The organism is Arthrobacter sp. CAN_A214, assembly GCF_015751955.1.
GTDB lineage: Bacteria > Actinomycetota > Actinomycetes > Actinomycetales > Micrococcaceae > Arthrobacter_D.
The window spans coordinates 156,911-174,249 of record NZ_JADOUU010000004.1 but is presented as its reverse complement, the minus strand read 5'-3'; the positions used below and the strand labels follow the sequence as shown (position 1 = coordinate 174,249).

15 protein-coding genes are annotated in these 17,339 nt (G+C 66.6%); 9 read left to right on the top strand and 6 right to left on the bottom strand.

Going from position 1 to position 17,339, the window contains the following annotated elements; translation table 11 throughout:
* The first annotated feature begins 28 nt into the window (after positions 1-28).
* Together IWX65_RS05905 and IWX65_RS05900 are read left to right on the top strand one after the other, a co-directional pair.
* Complete coding sequence (locus IWX65_RS05905; RefSeq protein WP_196881513.1) at positions 29-1,795, top strand: long-chain-fatty-acid--CoA ligase; 1,767 nt, start codon at positions 29-31, stop codon at positions 1,793-1,795.
* Complete coding sequence (locus tag IWX65_RS05900) at positions 1,792-3,138, top strand: AI-2E family transporter (protein WP_334683686.1); 1,347 nt, start codon at positions 1,792-1,794, stop codon at positions 3,136-3,138. Before IWX65_RS05905 ends, IWX65_RS05900 begins: the two co-directional genes overlap by 4 nt.
* Positions 3,139-3,229: 91 nt before the next feature.
* On the opposite strand, the gene IWX65_RS05895 is transcribed toward IWX65_RS05900, so the two are convergent.
* Positions 3,230-4,789: a sodium:solute symporter gene (locus IWX65_RS05895; protein ID WP_196881512.1), complete on the bottom strand. Its 1,560-nt coding sequence runs from the start codon at positions 4,787-4,789 to the stop codon at positions 3,230-3,232.
* 160 nt (positions 4,790-4,949) lie between these two features.
* On the opposite strand from IWX65_RS05895, the gene IWX65_RS05890 reads away from it, so the two are divergent.
* Positions 4,950-5,528 (top strand): cupin domain-containing protein, encoded by a 579-nt coding sequence (locus tag IWX65_RS05890; RefSeq protein ID WP_196881511.1) that lies wholly within the window; start codon positions 4,950-4,952, stop codon positions 5,526-5,528.
* Here the strand turns inward: IWX65_RS05890 and uvrA are convergent.
* A complete protein-coding gene (gene uvrA, locus IWX65_RS05885; protein WP_196881510.1) occupies positions 5,517-8,096 on the bottom strand; it encodes an excinuclease ABC subunit UvrA in 2,580 nt (859 codons plus the stop codon). The two genes, IWX65_RS05890 and uvrA, sit on opposite strands and share 12 nt — an antisense overlap.
* Positions 8,097-8,261: 165 nt before the next feature.
* Here uvrA and speB point away from each other — a divergent pair, with 165 nt between their 5' ends.
* The 3 genes from speB (at position 8,262) to IWX65_RS05870 (ending at position 11,228) form a co-directional block, all read left to right on the top strand.
* Positions 8,262-9,251 carry an agmatinase gene (gene speB / locus IWX65_RS05880; protein ID WP_196881509.1) on the top strand — a complete coding sequence of 330 codons (990 nt, stop codon included), beginning with the start codon at positions 8,262-8,264 and terminating at the stop codon, positions 9,249-9,251.
* Entirely contained in the window at positions 9,252-10,943 is a 1,692-nt protein-coding gene (locus IWX65_RS05875; protein ID WP_196881508.1) for a thiamine pyrophosphate-binding protein, read from the top strand.
* Positions 10,944-11,024: 81 nt separating this feature from the next.
* Positions 11,025-11,228, top strand: a complete 204-nt coding sequence (locus IWX65_RS05870; protein WP_196881507.1) for a DUF2945 domain-containing protein — start codon at positions 11,025-11,027, stop codon at positions 11,226-11,228.
* 24 nt (positions 11,229-11,252) lie between these two features.
* On the opposite strand, the gene IWX65_RS05865 is transcribed toward IWX65_RS05870, so the two are convergent.
* A complete protein-coding gene (locus tag IWX65_RS05865; protein ID WP_196881506.1) occupies positions 11,253-11,600 on the bottom strand; it encodes a DUF3140 domain-containing protein in 348 nt (115 codons plus the stop codon).
* A 139-nt stretch (positions 11,601-11,739) separates the two neighbouring features.
* Between IWX65_RS05865 and IWX65_RS05860 the strand changes: the two genes are divergently transcribed.
* Positions 11,740-12,276: a hypothetical protein gene (locus tag IWX65_RS05860; protein WP_196881505.1), complete on the top strand. Its 537-nt coding sequence runs from the start codon at positions 11,740-11,742 to the stop codon at positions 12,274-12,276.
* Positions 12,277-12,458: 182 nt separating this feature from the next.
* Here IWX65_RS05860 and IWX65_RS05855 read toward each other — a convergent pair whose 3' ends face one another.
* From IWX65_RS05855 to IWX65_RS05845, 3 genes are read right to left on the bottom strand one after another with little or no spacing between them, the layout of a single operon-like run.
* Entirely contained in the window at positions 12,459-13,595 is a 1,137-nt protein-coding gene (locus IWX65_RS05855) for an FAD-dependent oxidoreductase (protein ID WP_196881504.1), read from the bottom strand.
* Positions 13,588-14,313, bottom strand: a complete 726-nt coding sequence (locus tag IWX65_RS05850; protein ID WP_196881503.1) for a class I SAM-dependent methyltransferase — start codon at positions 14,311-14,313, stop codon at positions 13,588-13,590. Before IWX65_RS05850 ends, IWX65_RS05855 begins: the two co-directional genes overlap by 8 nt.
* Positions 14,310-15,440, bottom strand: a complete 1,131-nt coding sequence (locus IWX65_RS05845; protein WP_196881502.1) for a type III polyketide synthase — start codon at positions 15,438-15,440, stop codon at positions 14,310-14,312. Before IWX65_RS05845 ends, IWX65_RS05850 begins: the two co-directional genes overlap by 4 nt.
* A gap of 114 nt (positions 15,441-15,554) precedes the next feature.
* Here IWX65_RS05845 and IWX65_RS05840 point away from each other — a divergent pair, with 114 nt between their 5' ends.
* Together IWX65_RS05840 and IWX65_RS05835 are read left to right on the top strand one after the other, a co-directional pair.
* A complete protein-coding gene (locus IWX65_RS05840; RefSeq protein WP_196881501.1) occupies positions 15,555-16,454 on the top strand; it encodes an SDR family oxidoreductase in 900 nt (299 codons plus the stop codon).
* 158 nt (positions 16,455-16,612) lie between these two features.
* Entirely contained in the window at positions 16,613-17,326 is a 714-nt protein-coding gene (locus IWX65_RS05835; protein WP_196881500.1) for a hypothetical protein, read from the top strand.
* The last annotated feature ends 13 nt before the right edge of the window (positions 17,327-17,339 follow it).

Here is a 17,339-nt window from a genome sequence, read left to right as displayed (position 1 = left end):
CGGTTCCGTCCAAACAGGAAGCAGGCTTATGGATTTCGCGCCGCCACGTTCGTGGGTCACCCGGTACGGCCCCGGTGTGCCCGCGGAGATCGCCGTGCCCGGCGGGTCCCTTCCGGATCTGCTTGAAGCGTCCGTCCGCTCCTATGGCCGGTCGGTGGCGCTTGAATTCTTCGGCGCGGAAACGAGCTACCGCGACCTCGGCGATTCAGTACTGAAGGCGGCTGAAGGGTTGCGCCGCCTGGGCGTCGGCGCCGGAGACCGGGTTGCGCTCGTCCTCCCCAACTGCCCCCAACACATCGTGGCGTTCTACGCCGTGCTGCGGCTCGGCGCCATCGTCGTCGAGCACAACCCGCTCTACACCGATCGGGAACTGCGCCACCAGTTCGAGGACCACGGAGCCACAGTGGCCGTGGTGTGGGACAAAGTGGTGCCGCGCGTCCAGGCGCTGCCGGCCGACGTCGGCGTCGGATCGATCGTGTCGGTCAGCCTCCCCGCGGCCCTGCCCGCACTGAAGCGGTTCGCCCTCTCCCTTCCGCTGCCTGCAGCGAAGAAATCCAGGGACGCCCTGACGACGTCGGAACGGCTGTCCGGCCCGCGGCCCGTGCTCAGCTGGCGCAAGCTCCTTGCCCACCGCCCCCTCCGCAAGCAGCACCCCCGGCCCTCGTCCGGGGACACCGCGGTGCTTCAATACACCAGCGGGACGACCGGCCAGGCCAAGGGGGCGATCCTGACCCACCGGAACCTGCTGGCCAATGCCGCCCAGGGCCGGGCCTGGGTTCCCGGGCTCGGAGAGGGGAGCGAGGTCGTCTACGCGGTCCTTCCTCTGTTCCACGCCTACGGTCTGACCCTGTGTTTGACGTTCGCCATGAGCATCGGTGCGCGGCTCGTACTCTTCCCGCGGTTCGACGTCGACCTCGTGCTTCGCGCGGCCCGCAGGAGTCCGCCGACGTTCCTGCCTGCCGTTCCGCCCATCTACGAGCGGCTGGCTGCTGCAGCGAACGCCCGTGGCGCCGACCTCACTTCCATCCGCTGCGCCATCTCCGGTGCCATGAACCTTCCCGGCGCCACTGTCGAGCTGTGGGAAAAGACCACGGGCGGGTACCTCGTGGAGGGCTACGGCCTCACCGAGACGTCGCCGGTGGCGATCGGCAACCCCATCGGTCCTACACGGCGCCCCGGAACGGTGGGGCTGCCGTTCCCCAATACGGACATCCGTGTCGTCGACCCGGACGATCCCTCCCAGGACCGCGAACCCGGGCAGCCGGGGGAGCTGCTGATCCGGGGGCCCCAGGTGTTCTCGGGCTACTGGCGGAAGCCCGAGGAAACCGAAGCCGCCCTGCTCGACGGCGGCTGGTTCCGCACCGGTGACATCGTCCGGGTCGATGCGGACCACTACGTGACGATCGTGGACCGTATCAAGGAACTGATCATCACCGGTGGGTTCAATGTCGCGCCGTCGGAGGTGGAGGACACCCTGTCAGCCCACGCGGACGTGGCCGACGCCGCCGTCGTCGGGATGCCGAGGACCGGTGGGGGTGAGGACGTCGTCGCCGTCGTGGTCCTCAGGAAGGGGTGCGATCTCGATGGCGACGCGCTCCGCGAGCACTGCCGGGCGGCCCTGGCCGCCTACAAGGTACCGAAACGCATTCTTGCGGTCGAGGAACTGCCGCGCTCGCTGATCGGCAAGGTCCTGCGGCGAGAGGTGCGCACACGGCTGCTCCTCGAGGGGACGGCGCCGAACAGTCGGGGACCGGGGAAAACTGTAGAAGTCAACGATCGGATGGGAACAGAGTGAGCAACCAGAACATACACCCTTCAGGGGAGACGGGTCCGTGGCAGGGACCACTCGGCCGTACGAGCATCCGTGTAGCACAGGTGCTCCTGCTGCTCGTGCTGGCGGTCGTGATGGTCTACGCCCTGATCCAGGTGAGGCTCGTCGTGATCCCGATGCTCCTGGCCCTGATTCTTGCCGCAGCCATTGGTCCCCTCGTGCTGTGGCTGCGCAGGAAGGGCTGGCCCAGTGCTGCGGCTACCGGCTTCTCATTCCTCCTGCTCCTGGTCGCCTTCGGAGGGTTGATCACCGGCATCATCTTCGCCGTCGTGGGGCAGGCGGGTGAACTCGTCAGCCAGGCCACTGAAGGCTTCGACCAGATCTACGCTTTCGTCCAGGACGGGCCCATCCCTGTGGACGACCAGCAGATCCAGCAGGCGCGCGACGCCGCCATCGACTTCGCGACGAGTAGTACCGTGGGCGCCGGGGCGATCTCCGGTCTGAGTGCGGCCGGCAGCTTCATCACCGGTGCCCTGCTCATGGCGGTCATCCTGTTCTTCTTCCTCAAGGACGGCGAGCAGATCTGGGCCTTCATTCTCCGCGCGTTCAAGGGCAAGCGACTCGTCAAGGCGCGGCGTGTAGGGCACGACAGCCTGCTGGTGCTCGGCGGATATGTGCGCGGTACCGCGATCGTGGCGCTCGTGGACTCCTTCTTCATCGGCCTTGCGCTGGTGATTCTCGGCGTACCGCTCGCCCTTCCGCTCGCGGCCATCGTGTTCGTGGGAGCCTTCATTCCATTGGTGGGTGCCACGCTTGCGGGTGTTCTCGCAGCACTCATCGCACTGGTGGCGAACGGGCCCACCACGGCGCTGATCGTGATCATCGTGGTGATCGTGGTCAACCAGCTTGAAGGCAACTTCCTGCAGCCTGTGGTCATGGGGCGTACGCTCAGCGTGCACGCCCTGGTCATCCTGCTTGCACTGACTGCCGGGACCATCCTGGCCGGCATCATCGGCGCCATCCTTTCCGTCCCGGTAGCTGCCGTGGGCTGGGCCGCCATCAAGGCATGGAACCGGGAGGACGACAGCGAGATCACTGCCGCTGAGATCGAGCGCGCGGAGAAGGAGACCGCGCTCGATGAAAGCGGCCACGGCCTCAGTTCCATGGCCAAGGAAGACCGCCCCTTCCTGGGCAGGATTGCGGCGGTGTCTGTCGCCAGGGCAGCAAAGCGGCCCGCCACGGAATCCCGTGCGGATCGGGTCAAGGGCCGCCGCGCCACCGGGGCGGCGGAGGATCCCGGCCCTGGCGGCAGTGGCGGCAGTGACGGCGGTTCAACGGCGGCGGGCAGGACGAATAGTGCGGAATAGGCATTGAAGAGGCCGCCTGACCTGGGGTTTCCCCTGGTCAGGCGGCCTTTTTCGGTTCGAGGTAGAGCATCAGGTCTGACGGCCGGCAGTCTCAGCGGGCCCGGTGCTCGGTCGATGGGGGCGGTCCGGCAGGTTCTGCGCCGTCGTCGTCGGGCAGGATCCCCGCAACCCGCCGCTCCCACGCGGCCATCACCGGAGCGCTGGTGGCCGGAGTCATGTAGGACACGAGGATGTAGGCGGCGGCCGAGGCAAGGAGGCCGTAGTAGATCGGCTCATTGGCGTACACGCCGTCGTACTGGTCTTCCGCGTTGATCTCGAGGTAGGCCATCGTGGCCAGGGTGACGGTGGTGCCCACCGCCATGGAGACGCCGGCGCCGAGCCCGTTTCCGCGCTTCCAGACCAGACCGCCCAGGATGGCCACGAGCAGGCCGCCCACCAGGATGTCGTAGGCGATCGTGAGCGCCGCGACGACGTCCTGCACCACGATCGCCAGGGCGATGGTCACAATGCCCAGGCCGAGGACCCACCGGCGGCTCGACGCGACGTCGTGCCCGTCCTCCGCGGCGGCATCGCTTCCCTTCGGGTCGGACGCGGAGTCGACGCCGGGACCCTGGCCGAACCAGCTTCGGACGTAGGGAACGACATCGGTGCGCGCTACGGTCGCAGCCGCGATCAGCGCACCCGAAGCGGTGGACATCATGGCGGCCACGGCGGCCGCCAGGACCAGTCCGCCGACGCCGATCGGCAGGACGTTGATGGCGATGTCCGCATAGACGTCGTCACGCGATTCGATGTTCGGCAGGATCACGCTCGCGGCCATGCCGATGACCGCTCCTGCCACTCCGTAGAGGATGCAGTAGACGCCGGCAGCGGCGCCACCCCAACGGGCGACCACCGGTGTCTTCGAGGTGAAGACCCGCTGCCAGATGTCCTGTCCGATCAGCAGTCCCAGTGTGTAGACCACGAAGTACGTGATGATGCTCTGCAAACCGATTCCGGTGATGCTGAAGAACTCTGCTTCGGATCGCTCGGCAATGCCGCTGAAGCCGCCCGCAGAGGCCAGGGCGAAGGGAAGCATCAGGGCGAACACCCCGATGGTCTTGATGACGAACTGCGCCATATCGGCGAGAGTGATCGACCACATGCCGCCGATGGTCGAGTAGATCAGCACGATGACCCCGCCGAGGGCTATGGAGAGGGCCCGATCCCAACCGAAGAGCACCACGAAGATGGTTGCGTAGGCACCAGTGGACGTGGCACAGAGCATCAGCGTGTAGGCAAGCATGACGATGCCGGACACCTTCGTTGCCTCGTGCCCATAGCGCAGGGTCAGCATCTGGGAGACGGTGTAGATCTTCAGCTTCTGGATGGTGGGTGCGAACAACAGGCTCAGCAGCAGGACGCCCGTGCCGATGGCGACGACGAGCCACATTCCGGAGATGCCGAAGGTGTAGCCGAGTCCCACCCCTCCCACCGTGGAAGCCCCGCCCAGCACGACGGCGGCCATGGTGCCGGTGTAGAGCAGTGGACCGAGACGCCGTCCGGCGACGAGGTAGTCGCTGGTGTTCTTGGTCCGCGACTTGCCCCACCAACCGAAACCCAGCATGGCAACGAGGTACACGACCACGATCGCGATATTGATTGTCTGCATTTTTGTCCTGACCGGGTGCTTGGTGCTTTGGAGGCAACTTATGTTGCGTATTAGGCTACTGTGACGCGCCTTACGCGTCAATGCAGTAGGCGCCCACCGGTGCGGTCGGCACGTGCAATGGTGGATAAGCTCTAAGCCTGCTTGTTGCCGAAAGGATCCCATGAAAGCGTTGCCAGTAGAACCCACCAATGCCCCCGTGGCCATCGGGTCGCGCATTCGCGCGGAACGGCAGTCGCAGCGCATGACCATCGAGCAGGTTGCCGAATCCACCGGACTGACGAAGGGTTTCCTCAGCAGAGTGGAGCGGGACCTCACCTCGCCCTCGGTGGCGTCGCTGGTCACGCTGTGCCAGGTGCTGTCCATCTCGATCGGGGATCTGTTCCTCGATCCTGAGATCCACCTCACCAAGCTCAGCGGAGCACCGCGGATCAGTCTGGGCGGCGAAGGGATCAACGAGCGGCTTCTGACGGCCCGTTCGGAGCGCCGGCTGCAGATGATCCGGGCCGTCATCGAGCCACACGGCCGCGGTGAGGATGAGCTGTACTCGGTCGACTGCGAGGTCGAAACCCTCCACGTCATCGAGGGCAGGTTCGAACTGGTCTTCTCCAACGAGCGCTACGAGCTCGAAGCGGGTGACACCGTCACCTTCCCGGGGCGGGAACCGCATACCTGGGTCAATCCGACGGATGTCCGCGCGGTCATCCTGTGGACCCTCGTCCCGGCGGCGTCACACGGCTGAATTCCTCCGGCTTCCCGGGCCGGTCGGCGCGAGCCGCTTCGCCAGATAGGGGGCTGTCCGGCTCCCGCTCGAGACGGCGACAACGGCAGGTGTCCCCGAGGCAACGATGCGGCCGCCCTCGTTCCCGCCGGATGGGCCGAGATCGATCACCCAGTCGGCAGCAGCCACCACATCCATCTCATGCTCGACCACCACCACCGTGTTGCCGGCGTCCACCAGCGTGTTGAGCTGCTTCAGCAGCAGCCGCACGTCCGCGGGGTGCAGGCCCGTAGTCGGCTCATCGAGCAGGTACAGAGTGTGTCCCCGGCGTGCACGCTGCAGTTCGGTGGCCAGCTTGATCCGCTGCGCCTCACCGCCCGAGAGTTCGGTGGCCGGTTGTCCGAGCCGCAGGTAGCCCAGGCCCACCTCCCGAAGGGTCGCCAGGCTGCGCGCGGCGGATGGCACGTCGGCGAGGAAGTGCGCGGCATCGTCGACCGTCAGCCCCAGGACCTCGGCGATGGTCCTGTCCCGGTACAGCACCTCCAGGGTTTCGGGGTTGTACCGCGCCCCGTGGCAGGCCGGACACGGCCCGTAGCTGCCGGGGAGGAACAACAGCTCGACGGCGACGAAGCCTTCGCCGAGGCAGGTCTCGCAGCGGCCCCCCGCCACGTTGAAGGAAAACCGGCCGGCGTCGTAGCCCCGCGTGCGGGCGGCGTCCGTGGTGGCGAAAGCCTTGCGGACGGCATCGAACAGCCCGGTATAGGTGGCGAGGTTCGAGCGCGGCGTCCGCCCGATGGGTTTCTGGTCCACCCGCACCACGCGGTCGAGGGATTCCAGGCCCTCCACGCGGCCGACGACGGTGCGGTCGCCCGGTGCCGACTCGAAGTCGTTCCCGGCGTCGCCCTCGGGATCAACCGGTGAATCGTTGCGGACGTGCCTGCCGACCACATCGGCAAGGACCTGGCTCACCAGGGTGGATTTGCCGGATCCGGAGACACCGGTCACCACGGTCATGACGCGCAGGGGAAGATCGGCGTCCAGACCGCTGAGGTTATGCCGGCGGATGCCCTTCAGCCGCAGCCAGCGATCCGCCTGCCGCAGCGCCCGGGCCGGCAGGGTGTTGTCCGGCGCCGTGTCCGGGAAGAGGAACGGCCGCGTGACCGACTCCTCGATCCCCGCCAGGCCCGGTACCGGGCCGCTGTAGAGTACCGCGCCACCGCCCTCACCGGCGCGGGGCCCGACGTCGACGATCCAGTCCGCACGCTGCACCACGTCCATGTTGTGCTCGACGACGAACACGGAATTGCCCGACGCCTTCAGCGCTTCGAGGACGTTCAGGAGTGGTTCGGCATCTGCCGGATGCAGTCCAGCCGAGGGTTCGTCCAGCACGTAGATGACCCCGAACAGGCCGGACCTCAGCTGCGTCGCGATCCGCAGGCGCTGCATTTCGCCGGGGGACAGGGTGGGGGTGGTGCGGCCGAGGCTCAGGTAACCCAGGCCGAGTTCAAGGAGTATGTCGATGCGCTGCAGCAGGTCGCGCGTGATGGTGACAGCCACACCGGTGGTTTCACCGGATGACGGCGACTGCCACGCCGCGTCGGGTTCCTCCAGCCCGGCAGTGGGCCGGATGGTTGCGGCAAGGTCTGCCAGGGACAGGGAGTTGAGCTCGGCAATGCTTCGGCCGGAGAAGGTGACGGCGAGCGCCTCGGGGCGGAGCCCGCTTCCTCCACAGAGGGGGCAGGGGCCCGATTCCATGTACTGGAGCACCCGCTCGCGCATCGACTGGCTCTTCGAATCCGCCAGGGTGTGCAGGACGTAGCTCCTGGCGCTCCAGAATCGTCCCTTGTAGGGCTTGGCGACTCGGTCACGCTGGGGAGTCACCTGCACCTGCGGTTGTTCCTCGGTGAAGAGGATCCAGTTCCGTGACTCCTGCGGCAGGTCCTGCCAGGGGGTGTCGACGTCGTGGCCCAGCTCACGGACGATGTCACGGAGGTTCTTGCCCTGCCACGCGCCGGGCCAGGCGGCGATAGCGCCGCCGCTGATGGTTCGGGAGGGATCCGGCACCATTTTCTCCTCGGTGACGGTGTGGGCAGTGCCGAGTCCATGGCATCGGGGACAGGCGCCTGCCGCTGTGTTGGGGGAGAAGGCGTCCGATTCCAGGCGTCGGTCCACTCCCCGCGGGTAGGTGCCGGCACGGGAGAACAGCATGCGCAGGGAGTTGGAGAGCGTGGTGAGGGTTCCCACGGTGGAGCGTGAACTCGGCGTGCCCCGACGCTGCTGGAGTGCGACGGCCGGCGGCAGACCGCTGATGCTTTCAACCTTGGGGTTGTGGCCCTGCTGGATCAACCGGCGGGCGTAGGGCGCCACCGATTCCAGGTACCGCCGCTGCGCTTCGGCGTAGATGGTGCCGAACGCGAGGGAGGATTTCCCCGAACCCGAGACGCCGGTGAAGGCGACCACCGCATCCCGGGGGACGTCGACATCGACGTTCCGTAGGTTGTTCTCCTGTGCGCCGCGGACCCGGACGAATCCGTCCGGGGTGTCGGCGGGAGGACCGGGGTGAAGGGGAAATTCGATTGTCGATGCCATTCTCCTGACTCTAACTGTGTCCTCCGCCCGGCGCTCCGAGCCCCCGGCGGGCTTCAGCGGATACCTTGACGAGGCCCCCTGCCACAATTAGCCTAAGGTGAAACAGTTGATGCATATTGAGCAACCAGTTGACGCGCCCCTGGGCGGACGACGGAGAGCGACACCTTGGAAGATATACGGATTTCCACCGGCGGAACCTTAGGACCGATCGATTCTGCGCAGATTCCCCGCTACGCGGGAGCTGCGACCTTCGCCCGGCTGCCCCGCCTCGACCAGGTGCCGCGCACCGATATCGCGGTGGTCGGCGTGCCGTTCGACTCGGGGGTTTCCTACCGGCCGGGTGCCCGGTTCGGCGGTAACCATATCCGTGAGGCCTCACGATTGCTCCGCCCCTACAACCCTGCGCTCGACATCTCCCCGTTCGAACGCGTGCAGGTCGCCGATGCGGGTGACATGGCCGTCAACCCCTTCAATATCAACGAAGCGATCGAGACGGTGCAGCAGAACGCACTGGACCTCACTGCGGGCGGCACCCGCCTCGTCACACTTGGCGGTGACCACACCATTGCGCTGCCGTTGCTTCGGGCCGCCACCGAGCGTGCCGGTTCCCCCGTGGCGATGCTCCACTTCGATGCGCACCTTGACACGTGGGACACCTACTTCGGCGCGGAGTACACGCACGGTACACCGTTCAGGCGGGCCGTCGAGGAGGGCATCCTCGATACCGAAGCCATTTCCCATGTGGGTACGCGGGGCCCCCTGTACGGGGTGAAGGACCTCGAGGACGACCGCCGTTTCGGGTTCGGCATCGTGACGTCGTCGGACGTGTTCCGGCAGGGCGTCGATGAGATCATCGACAAGCTCCGCACCCGCATCGGCAACCGCCCGCTCTATGTCTCGGTGGATATCGATGTCCTCGATCCCGCCCATGCCCCCGGCACCGGGACGCCGGAGGCCGGAGGCATCACGAGCCGCGAGTTGCTCGAAATCCTGCGCGGGCTCCGTGGAATGAACCTGGTGGGGGCGGACGTCGTCGAGGTCGCGCCCGCGTACGACCACGCCGAGATCACCGGTGTGGCGGCCTCGCACGTCGCCTATGACCTTGTCAGCCTGATGGCGGACAACCTTCTGTCGACCAACGGCAAGGAGAACTGAATGGAAATCACCGGCGGCGCAGCCTCAGCCCCACCCCAGCCCGTGTCCGGCCAGCGCAACGGCGGTGACCTCGTGGTCGAAACGTTGACGGCCCTCGGTGCGACGACGGTCTTCGGGATACCGGGCCAGCATGCGCTCGGCCTGTTCGACGCCCTGTCGAGGTCTCGGTTGACCTTCGTCTCCTCCCGCGTCGAGAACAACTCGGCCTTCGCCGCCGACGGCTTCGCGCGCGCAACCGGCGAGGTGGGAGTGCTGTTCCTCTCGACCGGCCCCGGTGCGCTCACCTCCCTCGCGGGGTTGCAGGAGGCGTACGCCACCGGTGTGCCGATGGTCGTCATCGCGAGCCAGATCCCCCTCGAGGGCCTGGGCGCGCGCCGCAAGGGAATGCTGCACCAGCTCGATGACCAGAAGGCGTCGGCTGCCAATGTGAGCAAGAGCCAGAGGCTCATCCAGCATGCCTCGGGGATTCCCTCCGCCATCCAGGACGCCTGGACCGAAGCTGTCTCCTCGCCCCAGGGCCCGGTCTGGATCGAGGTACCGCAGAACGTGCTGCTGGATCCCGTTATGGTTCCGGCGGTGGAGGATGCCCTGGCGGAGCCCTTCGACAACCCGCCCCGCATCGAACTGGTCCGCGAAGCGCTCGCATGGCTGAATCAGTCGAAGCGGCCCGCCATTGTCGCGGGCGGCGGGACGCGGAGGGGCAACTCCGAGGAATGGCTCCTCTCCATCGCCGAGAAGCTGGGTGCACCGGTGGTCTGCTCGCCCGGAGGCAACGGCGCCTTTCCCTGGCGTCACGAGTTGTCCCTGCAGTCCTGGGTCGAGGACCGGCATGTCACCGAGGTCCTCGAGGACGCCGACCTTCTGCTGGTGATCGGTTCCTCACTGGGTGAGGTGACCTCCAACTACTTCACGCTCGAACCGCGCGGACGCATCATCCAGATCGACGCCGAACCGCGGGTGCTCGAGTCGAACCGCCCGGCGCTGGGCATCCGTGCCGATGCGGGGCAGGCGCTCAAGGCCATCGACGAGGGACTCGCCGACCTGGACCGGAGGCGCACGGACGGGTACGACGCCGTGGCCCTCGTCGCTGAGACACTCGCGAAGGTGCAGGCGCGGCTGGATTCCCAGGACCTCGGCATGGAGCGCCGTTTCCTGGCCGACATCCGCGAGGCAGCCCCGGACGACATGCAGACGTTCTGGGACATGACCATCTCCGCATACTGGGCGTGGAGCTGCTGGGACGCCCGGTCGGGGCAGTTCCACTCGGCGCAGGGAGCCGGTGGCCTGGGCTACGGCTTCCCGGGTGCCATCGGCGGCGCGGTAGGGCTCGGATCGAAGGGGAAGAACCCCCGCGTGCTCGCTGTCTCGGGCGACGGCTCGGCGATGTACTCCATCGCCGAACTCGCCACCGCACGGCAGCACGACCTCTCGGTCACCTGGTTGATCGTGGACGACGGAGGATACGGCATCCTGCGCGAGTACATGGAGGGGGCCTTCGGCAAGGCGACCGCGACTGAACTCTCCCGGCCCGACTTCGTGAAACTCGCGGAGTCCTTCGGGGTGCCGGCACGACGCGTGGAACCATCGGGCGTACGGCAGGCCCTCGAGGAAAGTTTCGCGGCCGAGGGGCCCAACGTGGTGGTGGTCGAGACTCTCCTGAGGCTCTTCGCGCCGACCCACCTCGATGGATAGCCTTCCGTCCGGTCTCTGTCGGGAGGTAGGGTCGGAAAACGCCCCTACCGCCAACGGGAGACAGCTCAGGAAGGAACGACGATGTCATTCTCCAAGGGAGACAAGGTGACCTGGAATACGTCCCAGGGAACCACCGAAGGCAAGATCGTAGAAAAACGCGTCAAGGAGTTCGAGTTTTCCGACCATAAGTTCAAGGCGTCCGAGGACGAGCCGTATTACATCGTCGAGAGTGCGAAGACGGGGGCGAAAGCCGCTCACAAGGAAAGCGCCCTCAGCAAGAAATAGCGTCGGACCAGGAAACCCAGCGACCTACTCCAGGGGGTCGTGACCCCAGTTCATGAGTGAGTAACGCCACCTGGAATCTTCAATCTCCTCCTTGGCGGGCCGTTGCGCGAGGTGGCGGTGCACATAGCCGACCACCTTCCTCATGTGCGCAGCATCGGCGTCCGTCAGGTCCTCCTTCTTCGTACCGAGGAGCTCGACGATCCGGCGCCCGGAGGCGTGTCCTACCGACTCTCCGCCCTCCTTCTGCCCTACTGCCTTCGATTCCTCGGTGTCAAGCCATTTCTCGAGGGTCGATGCGCTCATGTTGACCGCCTCTTTCCACTCGGCCCATACCTCATCCACTTTCCTGTGCTGGTGGTCGGACTCTGTCATGGCGTAGATCCTTTCGTGGGCGACCGATGGGGACCTGCTCCCCGGCAGCGGGTTTTTTACCTTTCCCGTAGCTTAATCCTAAGCATGCTGATAAATGTAGAGAGTAGGCCGAATCAAGAGATTAAAGGAGCACGACATCATGGCAGGAAACCTTTTGGCACGATCAGCCCACGATCTCGGTGCGGCAGCCTGGTTTGGCGGCACCCTCATGGGCGCCGTTGGACTCAACGGCGCCACAGCCAAGGCAAAGGATCCCAAGGAGCGCACTCGGCTGTCGAGCCTCGGCTGGGGAATGTGGACTCCGGTGCAGGTTGCGGCCTTCGCGGCCCATGCGGCCGGCGGTGTCGGCCTGATCATCGGCAACAAGGGCCGTGTCGCAGCGCAGGACACTGTCGGATCGAACACCCTGTGGAAGTCCATCATCACGGTGGTGGGCATGGCACTTTCGCTGTACTCCGGAATCCTCGGCAAGAAGGTCGGCGAACTCGCCGACGAAGGTAGCCAAGGTGCCACGGAGCCCCGCCCCGGTGCATCCGACGAACTCACCAAGGCCCAGTCCCAGCTCAAGATGCTCCAGTGGGTGCTTCCCATCATCAGTGGCATCGTCGTTGTGATGGGCGCCAAGCAGGGCGAGATGCAGCGCCCCGAGAACGTCAAGAAGGGCCTCTTCAAGTAAACTCCGCAAGGAGGAATCCCCCGGATCCCTGAAGTGCCGCGCGGGTCAGATCATCTGATGCACGGGCAGCGTCCTCGGGAGACGGGGGATTCTCTCTGTCCGGCGATGGGTCGGCGAGGAGTGCCGACATGCCACCCGGTCGGAACGGAGGTCACCGTTTCCGGTGTCACTGTATACGGCAGTCACTGCATGGTGAACGCCCGGGTCACTCCCGCGTGCACCGCTGGAATCCGGATCAATCCGGCGAAGAGCCGGTTGCGGAGGTCCAGGACGGCTGACGGCAGCGGACGCCCGAGTGCCATGTTCACGTGGGCCATCCGCCGAGCACGGCGCGCCGCCTCCCGCCGTTCGGTATGGAAGGACTGCAACCTTCGCCCGACGTCCTCTCCGTCCCGCAGCGAGGACGCAATGATCGGCACCAGGTGCTCTGCGTCCAACCAGCCCAGGTTCATGCCCTGTCCGCCGATCGGGCTCACCTCGTGGGCGGCATCGCCCACGAGCGCAATCCGTCCGGAAACCAGCTGACGGGCGAGCCGTGAACGCACCTCGAAGGCGCTGAGCATGCTGTTGCTTCCGGGATCGACAGCCATTCCGGTGCGTGCCGCGATGAGCGTCGCGAGGCCCTCGGCCGTCGGTCGCTCCACCGGCCGCGCCACGCGCACCACCCAGCGGCGGACCGCCCCGGGCAGCGGAAAGGATTCGACAATGCCGCCCGTCTCGAGGTACAGCACGGCGGAGGCGCCGTCCGTCGTGGTGTCCGCGAAGTCCCCCATGACGTAGCAGTCGGGATAGGTGAGCCCGGGTGCCCTGATGCCTGCGGCATCGCGGACGGCGCTCCGGGCCCCGTCCGCCCCGACCACGAGGGCGGACTCGAGCAGCCTGTCGGCGCCGTCGGTCCGGGCTTCCGCGAACACCCGATCGCCCGTGTCGCGGACCCGGCCCACCGTGACGCCGCGGCGCAGGGTGCCCGGGTACTCGTCGTCGAGCACTGCCTCGAGAATCTCCTCGGTCACCGCCTGCGGAACAGCAAGGACATACCGGTGCTCACCGGGTAGATCCCTGAACGACACGCCGGCCACGTGCTTCCCGCGGCTCCTGGCGATCCCCTCGCGGATCGGCACCCCCCTTGATACCAGGGCAGCTGCCACTCCGGCGGCATCGAGCGCCGCGAGGGCGGGAGGATGGATTCCGATGGCGCGTGAATGCCTGCTGCGCTCCGTGCGCCGCTCCAGCACGACGGCGTCGAGCCCTGCCCGTCGGAGCAGCAGCCCCGTGTACAGGCCCACGGGCCCGCCGCCCACCACGACGACGTCAAGCATGGTCGTTGCCCCCGCCCCGGTACACCAGCAGATTGTGGAACAGGGGAGCGCCCTGCACGCTCCAGCCCTCGTAGCGCTCCTCCTCGAGGCGGAGCCGGAGCTCGGCGGGCGTGTAGCTGCGCCTGATGGACGTGAGCCCGTCAGTACGGATGTAGGAACCGCGCAGGGGAAGTGTCCCGACCGAGAACAGTCCGTACGCCAGACGGTGCCGCGCGATGTCGCTGTGCACGGCGATACCGGGCGAGAGCTGTTCGGTGTCCCGGAGCAGGCCCGAAAATCCGTCAGGGGAGAGGTGGTGCAGCAGATGGTTGGAAATCACTGCGTCGAAGGTCCGGCCTTCTGCCACCAACTCTGAACTGAAGGCCCTGCGGAACACCAGCCCAGGCACCTTCGGTTGTGCGACAGCGAACGCGTGGGCGCGCTCGTCAGGGTCGATCGCCGTGATGTCGAGATCGAGGCCGTCCCTGCGCGCCCACCGGGCAAGAGCCCGCGGCACATCCCCGCCGCCGGACCCGACGTCGAGCAGTGAACACGACGACGAGGTCGACAGGCGCGGCCGCAGCAGCGTGACGTAGGTGTGCCGCCAACCCGACACCACTGCATTGACGAGACCGAACTGGCGGTACGTGTTCTCCAGCCGGCCCGGATCGCAGTCGGGTTTGTCCATCTCCTCGACGGCGGTTGTGTCCCGCCGCGCCAGGAAACCGGTAGGGCTCATGCTCCTACTTTGGTGAAAAGCGCCGTCTCCACCGTGAGCCCGGGGCCGAAAGCCATGGAACAGATGCGGCCGTTGCCGCCCGACGACGGCTGCTCCAGGATGTGTTTCAGCACGAACATCACGGTGGCACTGCTCATGTTGCCGAACTGCCGGAGCGTTTCGCGGGCGGGTACGAGCTGCTCCTCGGTCAGGTCCAGTTTCGCCTCGACCTTGTCGAGGATGCTGCGCCCGCCGGGATGGATCCCCCAGTGCTCGATGTCGCGGTATGCCATTCCCTTCAGCGTTTCGTCGTGCGCAAGGAGCGGTTCGAGGGCGCCCACGATGTGCTCGTCGATGATGTGGGGGACATACGTGCCGAGAACCATCTCGAAGCCCTCGTCGCCGATGTTCCAGGCCATCGACTCCTCGCCCACCGGGGTGAGGACGGTCTCGAAGTGATCAAGGCTGAGGGCGGGGCCGTCGAGGGGAAGGTCGCGCGCGGTGACGATCGCGGCAGCGGCGCCGTCGGCGAAGAGCGACGAGCCGACGATCGTGTCGGGATTGTTCGAGGACCGCACGTGCAGTGAGCAGAGCTCAGCGCTGATCACGAGCACGACGGCGTCGGGATCCGCCTCACAGAACGCCTTCGCCGACCGAAGCGCCGGGAAGGCGGCATAGCAGCCCATGAAGCCGAGGTGGTAGCGCTGGACCGACGGGGCAAGGTCAAGGGCCCTCACCACCTTGTAGTCGGGGCCCGGCGCGAAGAACCCGGTGCAGGACACCGTCACCACATGGGTCACGTCGGCGGCTTCGATACCCGTCGCGGCAGCGAGGGCCTTGCGGCCGGCCTCGATGAAGAGCTTGGTGCCCTCCTCCGCGTACACCTTGTTGCGGGTCTTGGTACTGGGCGAGAGGATGCGCATTTCCCCCCTGTCGAAGAAGACGGGGTGCTCGGACTCGCTGTCCAGCGTCAGTTCCTTTACCACCGTGTACCGGGTATCGATTCCCGAGGAGTCGAACGCCGTGTTGACGAGCCGGGTGCCGAGCCGGGTGAGGTCCGGCTGCGCGGCGAAGGCATCGCGGACCTGGGGCTGCTTCATGACCGTTTCGGGCACGGCGGTTTCGAGGGACCTCAGCATCACTGTCATAGTCCATTACTAGAGGACTGCCCGGCTAAACACAATGACGGCGAAACTCCCGCTCCGGAAATATGGACAGTAGGCTTATTGTTCCCGCAGGTCCCGACATCCGAGGAGCACGACATGGCAGACGGTCCGGAAAATACGCTCGACCGATCCGATCCGAGGGGGCCGGACGTCGATGCCTCGACCCAACTCCAGGAGTACCCGGGATTCACCGAACGGATGGATCCCCGGCCCGACCACGGGGAGGGCAGCTACCGCGGAAGCGGCCGGCTCGAGGGCCGCAGGGCGTTCATCACCGGCGGGGATTCCGGCATCGGCCGCGCGACCGCGCTGGCCTTCGCACGGGAGGGCGCCGACGTCGCCATCGGGTACCTGCCCGAGGAGGAGGAGGACGGCCGCAGCTGCTGTGAACTCATCGAGGCCGAGGGTCGGAAGGCCCTGGCGGTTCCCGGGGACCTCCGCGAGGAGGCCTACTCGCGGGCGGCGGTCGACCGCGTCGTCGCAGGCCTGGGCGGACTGGACATCCTCGTCAACAATGCCGGGTTCCACATCGCTCAACCGGGCGGGATCGAGGACATCGACGCGAACCAGTTGAGGAGAACCTTCGAAACGAACGTGTTCGGGACGGTCTGGCTCATCCAGGCAGCACTTCCGCACCTGTCGGCGGGCGCAAGCATCATCAACACGACGTCGGTGCAGGGCTACCAGCCGTCGACGAGCCTCATGGACTACGCGGCCACGAAGGCAGCACTCAACAACCTGACCGTCAGCCTCGCCGAACTCCTGGGCGAACGGGGCATCCGGGTGAACGCGGTGGCGCCGGGGCCCATCTGGACCCCGCTGCAGCCCGCCACCACCACATCGGAGAAGCTCGAGAGCTTCGGGAAGGACACACCGTTGGGACGGATGGGCCAGCCCGCGGAGGTTGCCGGGGCCTTCGTGTTCCTGGCGTCGAATGACGCACGCTACGTCTCGGGTGAGGTGCTGGGTGTGACCGGCGGCAAGCCCCTCGGCTAGCGTCCTCCGAACCGTCGACCGAGCGTCCTCCGAACCGTCGACCGAGATTTTCCGGGCAGCGACCAAGCCGGGAGGCCTGGCGCGGCGAATGACAACCAAAGGCGCTGCAGTCCCGACGGCCGCGGCAACCGGCAAATTATCGAACAGGTGGCACTGGCGTGACGAGATTCAGGTACAGGACGGGCGGGTTCCTCACTGCGGGAAGCCTTTCCCTCGCGCTGCTGTCCGGATGCGCGGTGGCGGAGGACAACCCGCTCGACGTCAACACGGCGCGGAACGTCCAGGGCGAGGCCGGACCGGATGCCGCGGAGCAGGACGCGGGTGGCCGGAGCGCCGAAGGCGAGCCGTTCACCAGTGAGAGCGCGGCGGACGCCACCTTCCTGGGCGAGAAGCTGGGGGACGACCCGCTCAACGTCGGTGCCGACGGCGCGAAGCTGTGCGGCGTCCAGCCGGAAGGCGGCGTCCTCACGTACACGGTGATGCTTCACAATCCCACCCTGCAGAGTTTCGTCTTCGGCGATATCAGCCTCGGTGCGCCCGAGGGACTCACCGCGGTCTCCGCCGAGATCACGCCGGCCAACCGTGAGGGCCATGGCAATCACGGAGCAGGGCCGAGTGCCCACGCGGAGCATGAGGAAGTTCCGACACCGGAAGCTTCGGCGCCAAGCACCTTCTCGGTGGAGCCCGTTCCTGCGAACGGATACCTCTTCGAACCGGACCAGCACATCAACATCGTGGTGGCCGTTCAACTCGATGAGGGTGTCCAGCGCGGAACGGCCGAGAACGTGCTGGTGAACTTCTCCACTCCGGATCGCGAGTATTCGGTGCCGCACAACCTCAACATCACCATCGACGAGGAAACCTGCGCCTGAGCCTGCTGTCTTC

Coding starts and splice junctions, on each gene's coding strand:
- IWX65_RS05855 (WP_196881504.1), bottom strand. CDS start 13,595: ATGCTTGACGTCGTCGTGGTGGGCGGCGGGCCCGTGGGCCTGTACACG.
- IWX65_RS05895 (WP_196881512.1), bottom strand. CDS start 4,789: ATGCAGACAATCAATATCGCGATCGTGGTCGTGTACCTCGTTGCCATG.
- IWX65_RS05840 (WP_196881501.1), top strand. CDS start 15,555: ATGGCAGACGGTCCGGAAAATACGCTCGACCGATCCGATCCGAGGGGG.
- uvrA (WP_196881510.1), bottom strand. CDS start 8,096: ATGGCATCGACAATCGAATTTCCCCTTCACCCCGGTCCTCCCGCCGAC.
- IWX65_RS05865 (WP_196881506.1), bottom strand. CDS start 11,600: ATGACAGAGTCCGACCACCAGCACAGGAAAGTGGATGAGGTATGGGCC.
- IWX65_RS05875 (WP_196881508.1), top strand. CDS start 9,252: ATGGAAATCACCGGCGGCGCAGCCTCAGCCCCACCCCAGCCCGTGTCC.
- IWX65_RS05845 (WP_196881502.1), bottom strand. CDS start 15,440: ATGACAGTGATGCTGAGGTCCCTCGAAACCGCCGTGCCCGAAACGGTC.
- IWX65_RS05870 (WP_196881507.1), top strand. CDS start 11,025: ATGTCATTCTCCAAGGGAGACAAGGTGACCTGGAATACGTCCCAGGGA.
- IWX65_RS05860 (WP_196881505.1), top strand. CDS start 11,740: ATGGCAGGAAACCTTTTGGCACGATCAGCCCACGATCTCGGTGCGGCA.
- IWX65_RS05905 (WP_196881513.1), top strand. CDS start 29: ATGGATTTCGCGCCGCCACGTTCGTGGGTCACCCGGTACGGCCCCGGT.
- IWX65_RS05850 (WP_196881503.1), bottom strand. CDS start 14,313: ATGAGCCCTACCGGTTTCCTGGCGCGGCGGGACACAACCGCCGTCGAG.
- IWX65_RS05890 (WP_196881511.1), top strand. CDS start 4,950: ATGAAAGCGTTGCCAGTAGAACCCACCAATGCCCCCGTGGCCATCGGG.